The organism is Pseudomonas sp. EU05-FHT14B02, assembly GCF_058791055.1.
This window is the reverse complement of sequence record NZ_JBYTDD010000044.1, coordinates 33,607-39,606: the sequence shown is the minus strand read 5'-3', so window position 1 is coordinate 39,606 and position 6,000 is coordinate 33,607. Positions and strand designations below refer to the sequence as shown.

Genomic DNA, 6,000 nt, shown 5'->3' with positions numbered 1-6,000 from the left:
GGTGGGTGATGACGGGATCGAACCGCCGACATTCTGCTTGTAAGGCAGACGCTCTCCCAGCTGAGCTAATCACCCTTCGCTTCGGTGTGGCGCGCATTCTACGGAGCGACCCAACCTCTGGCAAGCACTTTTTAAAATAATTTTCTCAGCCCTTCCAAAGGCTTAGAGAAAGGTTGGCCTATGGCACGGCGAAGACAATAATGCCCCCCTTTGTATAAAGGAGAGACTCACCCCATGTGGTTCAAAAACCTGCTTATCTATCGCCTGACCCAAGATCTGCCTGTTGATGCCGAGGCGTTGGAAACTGCACTGGCCACCAAACTGGCGCGCCCATGTGCAAGCCAGGAGTTGACCACCTACGGTTTCGTCGCGCCATTCGGCAAAGGCGAAGATGCACCACTGGTACACGTCAGCGGTGACTTCCTGCTGGTGTCCGCACGCAAGGAAGAACGTATTTTGCCGGGCAGCGTCGTGCGTGACGCCGTCAAGGAAAAGGTCGAAGAGATCGAAGCCGAGCAAATGCGCAAGGTCTATAAGAAGGAGCGCGATCAGATCAAGGATGAAATCATCCAGGCCTTCCTGCCCCGCGCCTTTATCCGCCGCTCGTCGACCTTCGCCGCCATCGCGCCGAAACAGGGCCTGATCCTGGTCAACTCGGCCAGCCCGAAACGCGCCGAAGACTTGCTGTCGACCCTGCGTGAAGTGATCGGCACCCTGCCGGTGCGCCCGCTGACCGTGAAGATGTCCCCGACCGCGACCATGACCGAGTGGGTCACCACCCAGAAAGCCGCGGACGACTTCTTTGTGCTGGACGAGTGCGAACTGCGCGACACCCACGAAGACGGCGGCATCGTGCGTTGCAAGCGCCAGGACCTGACCAGCGAAGAAATCCAGCTGCACCTGAGCACCGGCAAAGTGGTCACTCAACTGTCCCTGGCCTGGCAGGACAAACTGTCCTTCGTCCTCGACGACAAAATGGTGGTCAAGCGCCTGAAGTTCGAAGACCTGCTGCAAGACCAGGCGGAACAGGACGGCGGCGACGAAGCCCTGGGCCAACTGGACGCCAGCTTCACCCTGATGATGCTGACCTTCGGCGATTTCCTGCCGGCGTTGGTTGAAGCGCTGGGTGGTGAAGAGACTCCGCAGGGGATCTAAAAGCTTGTGATCTCTAATGTAGGAGCGAGCTTGCTCGCGATGGAGTGTCAGTCGCCCCTCTTTGCCTGACACACCATCGCGAGCTCGCTCCTACAGGGGTTTTGTGGTGTTACGTAAAAATAAGGATCAGGCCATGCGCGCACTGGCTGCATTAAGTCGTTTTGTCGGCAACACCTTCGCTTACTGGGTACTGATTTTCGCTGTCGTGGCGTTTCTGCAGCCGGCATGGTTCATCGGCCTCAAAGGCGCCATCGTGCCCTTGCTGGGGCTGGTGATGTTCGGCATGGGCCTGACCCTCAAACTCGAAGACTTCGCCGAAGTCGCTCGCCATCCCTGGCGCGTGGCCCTGGGCGTGGTTGCCCATTTCGTGATCATGCCGGGCGTGGCGTGGTTGCTCTGCCAGGTGTTCCACTTGCCGCCGGAAATCGCCGTCGGCGTGATTCTGGTCGGCTGCTGCCCAAGTGGCACCTCCTCGAACGTGATGACCTGGCTGGCCCGTGGCGACCTGGCGCTGTCGGTGGCCATCGCCGCCGTCACCACCCTCCTCGCCCCGCTACTGACCCCAGCCCTGATCTGGCTGCTGGCCTCGGCCTGGTTGCCGGTGTCGTTCATGGAGTTGTTCTGGTCGATCCTGCAAGTGGTGCTGTTACCGATCGTGCTGGGCGTGGTTGCCCAACGGGTGCTCGGCGACAAGGTTCGCCATGCCGTGGACGTGTTGCCGCTGGTGTCGGTGGTCAGCATCGTGATCATCGTCACCGCAGTCGTCGCCGCCAGCCAGGCGAAGATCGCAGAGTCCGGTCTGTTGATCATGGCCGTGGTCATGCTGCACAACAGCTTCGGCTACCTGCTGGGCTACTTCACCGGGCGCCTGTTCAAGCTGCCTCTGGCCCAGCGCAAATCCCTGGCCCTGGAAGTCGGCATGCAGAACTCCGGATTGGGTGCCGCATTGGCGAGTGCACACTTCTCGCCACTGGCGGCGGTGCCGAGCGCCTTGTTCAGCGTGTGGCACAACATTTCCGGGGCATTGCTTTCGACGTATTTCCGCCGCATGAGCGAGAAACAGGATCGGAAAATGGCGGCGCAACAGGCCAGTAACTGAGTTGAAAACTTGATCCCCGGGTTAATGCTGGGCACTATATTGCGCAACGCGAGGACGACCTCGCGGCTCGATCGAGTCATTAATCAGGGGACGACCCCGTCAGACGATGGAGGTCTTCATGTCCTGGATCATTCTGTTTTTCGCCGGCCTGTTCGAAGTGGGCTGGGCCGTCGGCCTCAAGTACACCGACGGCTTCACCCGCCCGCTCCCCACTGTGTTGACCGTTGCGGCCATGGCTATCAGCCTTGGCTTGCTCGGCCTTGCAATGAAGGAATTGCCGCTGGGTACGGCCTATGCGATCTGGACCGGTGTCGGTGCCGTTGGCACAGTGATCGCCGGGATCATTCTGTTTGGCGAATCCATGGCGCTTGTGAGGCTGGCGAGTGTGGCGTTGATCATTAGCGGGTTGGTTGGCCTGAAGGTCAGCGCTTAACTTTCAGATCGTCATCGCGAGCAAGCTCGCTCCCACAGGGCCGGAGGTGAATCACACATTTTGTGCACACATCCGATTGTTGTGGGAGCGCGCTTGCCCGCGATGAGGCCAGCACAGCCAGCGGCTATCTGACGGTCCCACGCAACTCCCCCACCAACACCTGCAACTTCGCAGGCTCCGCCACCTCAACCGCCACCGCCGGCCCTGCCACCAATGTCACCCGCGACCACAACCGGCGAAACAGCCCTTTACCCGGATCGCGGCTGAAGAAACTCCCCCACAACCCCTGCAAAGCCAACGGAATCACCGGCACCGGGGTCTCTTCGAGAATCCGCGTCAAGCCGCCCTTGAACTCGTTGATCTCGCCATCGGCGGTCAATTTACCCTCGGGAAAAATGCACACCAGCTCACCGTCCTTCAGATACCGGGCAATGCGCATGAAGGCTTGTTCATATATCTGGATGTCTTCCTGGCGCCCGGCAATCGGAATCGTCCCCGCGGTACGGAAGATGAAGTTCAGCACCGGCAGGTTGTAGATCTTGTAGTACATGACAAAGCGAATCGGCCGACGTACCGCGCCGCCAATCAGCAAGGCGTCGACGAATGACACGTGATTGCACACCAGCAACGCCGCGCCTTCATCGGGAATCATATCCAGGTTGCGATGTTCGACGCGGTACATGGAATGGCTGAGCAGCCAGATCATGAAACGCATGGTGAACTCGGGGACGATCTTGAAGATGTAAGCGTTGACGCCGATGTTCAGCAACGAGACCACCAGGAACAGTTGCGGGATCGACAGCTTGGCCACACTCAGCAAGACGATCGAGACAATCGCCGACACCACCATGAACAACGCGTTGAGGATATTGTTGGCGGCAATCACCCGCGCCCGCTCGTTCTCCGCGGTACGTGACTGGATCAGCGCGTACAGCGGCACGATGTAGAAACCGCCGAAGACACCCAGGCCGAGGATGTCGAGCAACACCAGCCAAGCGTGGCCAAAACCGAGGATCTCGATCCAGCCATGGCCGGCGGCGCTTTCCGGTATTGAGCCGGAATGCCACCACAGTAGCAGGCCGAAAACGGTCAGGCCGAACGATCCGAACGGCACCAGGCCAATCTCGACTTTGCGTCCGGAGAGCTTCTCGCACAGCATCGAACCCAATGCGATGCCGACCGAGAACACCGTCAGAATCAGCGTCACAACGGTTTCGTCGCCGTGCATCCATTCCTTGGCATAGGCCGGGATTTGCGTCAGGTAAATCGCCCCGACAAACCAGAACCACGAGTTGCCGACAATCGAGCGGGACACCGCTGGCGTTTGCCCCAGGCCCAACTTCAACGTGGCCCAGGACTGGCTGAAAATGTTCCAGTTCAGGCGCATTTGCGGCGTGGCCGCCGCCGCCCGGGGAATGCTGCGGCTGGCCAGGTAGCCGAGCACGGCAATGCCGATGATCGCCGTGGACACCACCGGCGCGTAATGCGCCGAAGACATCATGACCCCGGCGCCAATGGTACCGGCCAGGATCGCCAGGAAGGTGCCCATTTCCACCAGGCCGTTGCCGCCTACCAGTTCATCTTCCCGCAGGGCCTGCGGCAGGATCGAGTACTTCACCGGCCCGAACAGCGCCGAATGGGTGCCCATGGCGAACAGCGCCAGCAGCATCAACGACAGATAATCGAACATGAAGCCGACGGCGCCGACCGCCATGATGGCGATTTCCCCAAGCTTGATCAGGCGGATCAACGCGTCCTTGGCGAACTTTTCCCCGAATTGCCCGGCCAGGGCCGAGAACAGGAAAAACGGCAGGATAAACAGCAGCGCACACAGGTTGACCCAGACAGAGCGGTCACCTTCGATAGTCAGCTTGTAAAGAATGGCCAGGATCAACGACTGCTTGAACACGTTGTCGTTGAACGCCCCGAGGGACTGGGTAATGAAGAACGGCAGGAAGCGCCGGGTGCGCAGCAAGGTGAACTGTGAGGGGTGACTCATCTTCCATGTGTTCCTGGATTGTGGCTGGAGATCGGGTAAAGAATGGCCTGGATACAGTAATTGGAGTATCGAACGTCGATCCAAGCCACACCTTACCTAATCTTTGCCGGTTATTTCTTCAATCCGGCAATGCACGGCGAGACAAACAGCTCGCCACGCCAGGCGCCCAGCACCGTGCGCTTGCCAACGATCAGCCACATCACCGCCAGCAACGCCACCAGCAAGCAGCCAAACGCACTGAAGAACAACAGGTTCAAGGTACTGGCCAGTTTCAACGTCGCCAGAGAATAGACACCCAGCGGGAAAGTGAAGCCCCACCAGCCAAGATTGAAGGGAATGCCGGCACGCAGGTAGCGCACAGTGATCAGCAACGCCATCAACATCCACCACAGGCCGAAGCCCCACAGGGTGATGCCGGCCACCAGCCCCAGTCCAGCGGCAATTTCACCGATTCCCGGCATGCCGTTGGCCGCGAAAATCAGCGGTGCATCGCCGCCCAGCACCAGCATGCCCAGCGCACCGGTGCCGATCGGGCCAAGGGCCAGCCAGCTCGAGGCGGCCATGTTTTCGTGGGGCAGTTTATGCAGGGCCATGCGCAGCAACAGAATGGTCAGGATGCTGAAGGCCACCGGCAGGGAAAAGGCCCAGAGCACATAGCTGGTCACCAGCATCACCAGTTGCGAATGAGCGTCTGCCAAATGCGGCGCCAACAGGCCCCCGCTGGCGGCCGCCACTTCTGCCGCGACCACCGGCAACAGCCAGACCGCTGTCATCTGGTCAATGCTGTGCTCCTGACGGGTGAACATCATGTAGGGAATCAGCACGCCACAGGCCAGCGACATGGCCACATCCAGCCACCACAGCACCTCGGCGAGGTGAATCACACCGTCGCCCCAGCGCGGCAGGCCAAACACCAGGAAGCCGTTGATGATGGTCGCCAGCCCCATGGGGATGGTGCCGAAAAACATCGAAACCGTGGAATGGCCGAAAATCCGCCGCGCCTCGTCGAAAAACAGCACCCAACGCGCCGTGTATACCGCCGTAAACAGCAGGAACAGAGCGATATTGAACAGCCAGAGGGCTTCGGCAAAGGCGTGCAAGGCAGGTGTGGCAACCGGCAACTGCGCCAGTGCCAACGCCAGCACGCCGGTGCCCATGGTGGCCGCAAACCAGTTGGGGGTGAACTGGCGGATCACCTCGCGGGGATGCTGCAAATGACTGAAAGGTTTGATTCCGGGCTTGATGCTATTGGCGCATGTCATGGCGAACTCCTGTCCTCTCGTGAGGTAGAGCCCATGTTAGATCCGAATAGAA

At 59.8% G+C, this 6,000-nt stretch carries 5 protein-coding genes and 1 tRNA gene; 3 read left to right on the top strand and 3 right to left on the bottom strand.

Translation table 11 applies throughout. The features are described from left to right. Window positions 1-2 precede the first annotated feature (2 nt). A tRNA-Val gene (locus AC3WTM_RS28410) sits at window positions 3-75 on the bottom strand. 159 nt (window positions 76-234) lie between these two features. Between AC3WTM_RS28410 and rdgC the strand changes: the two genes are divergently transcribed. The 3 genes from rdgC (at window position 235) to sugE (ending at window position 2,687) form a co-directional block, all read left to right on the top strand. Further along, entirely contained in the window at window positions 235-1,155 is a 921-nt protein-coding gene (rdgC, locus tag AC3WTM_RS28405; RefSeq protein WP_007969735.1) for a recombination-associated protein RdgC, read from the top strand. Between the two features lie 133 nt (window positions 1,156-1,288). Beyond that, complete coding sequence (locus AC3WTM_RS28400; RefSeq protein WP_102671783.1) at window positions 1,289-2,254, top strand: bile acid:sodium symporter family protein; 966 nt, start codon at window positions 1,289-1,291, stop codon at window positions 2,252-2,254. A 118-nt stretch (window positions 2,255-2,372) separates the two neighbouring features. After that, the gene (gene sugE / locus AC3WTM_RS28395; protein ID WP_007977599.1) at window positions 2,373-2,687 is read left to right on the top strand and encodes a quaternary ammonium compound efflux SMR transporter SugE; all 315 of its coding nucleotides are present in this window, start codon (window positions 2,373-2,375) and stop codon (window positions 2,685-2,687) included. Window positions 2,688-2,811: 124 nt separating this feature from the next. Here sugE and AC3WTM_RS28390 read toward each other — a convergent pair whose 3' ends face one another. Further along, window positions 2,812-4,686 carry an MFS transporter gene (locus AC3WTM_RS28390; RefSeq protein WP_102671782.1) on the bottom strand — a complete coding sequence of 625 codons (1,875 nt, stop codon included), beginning with the start codon at window positions 4,684-4,686 and terminating at the stop codon, window positions 2,812-2,814. A gap of 110 nt (window positions 4,687-4,796) precedes the next feature. Further along, window positions 4,797-5,948 carry a TDT family transporter gene (locus tag AC3WTM_RS28385; RefSeq protein ID WP_102671781.1) on the bottom strand — a complete coding sequence of 384 codons (1,152 nt, stop codon included), beginning with the start codon at window positions 5,946-5,948 and terminating at the stop codon, window positions 4,797-4,799. Window positions 5,949-6,000 lie beyond the last annotated feature (52 nt).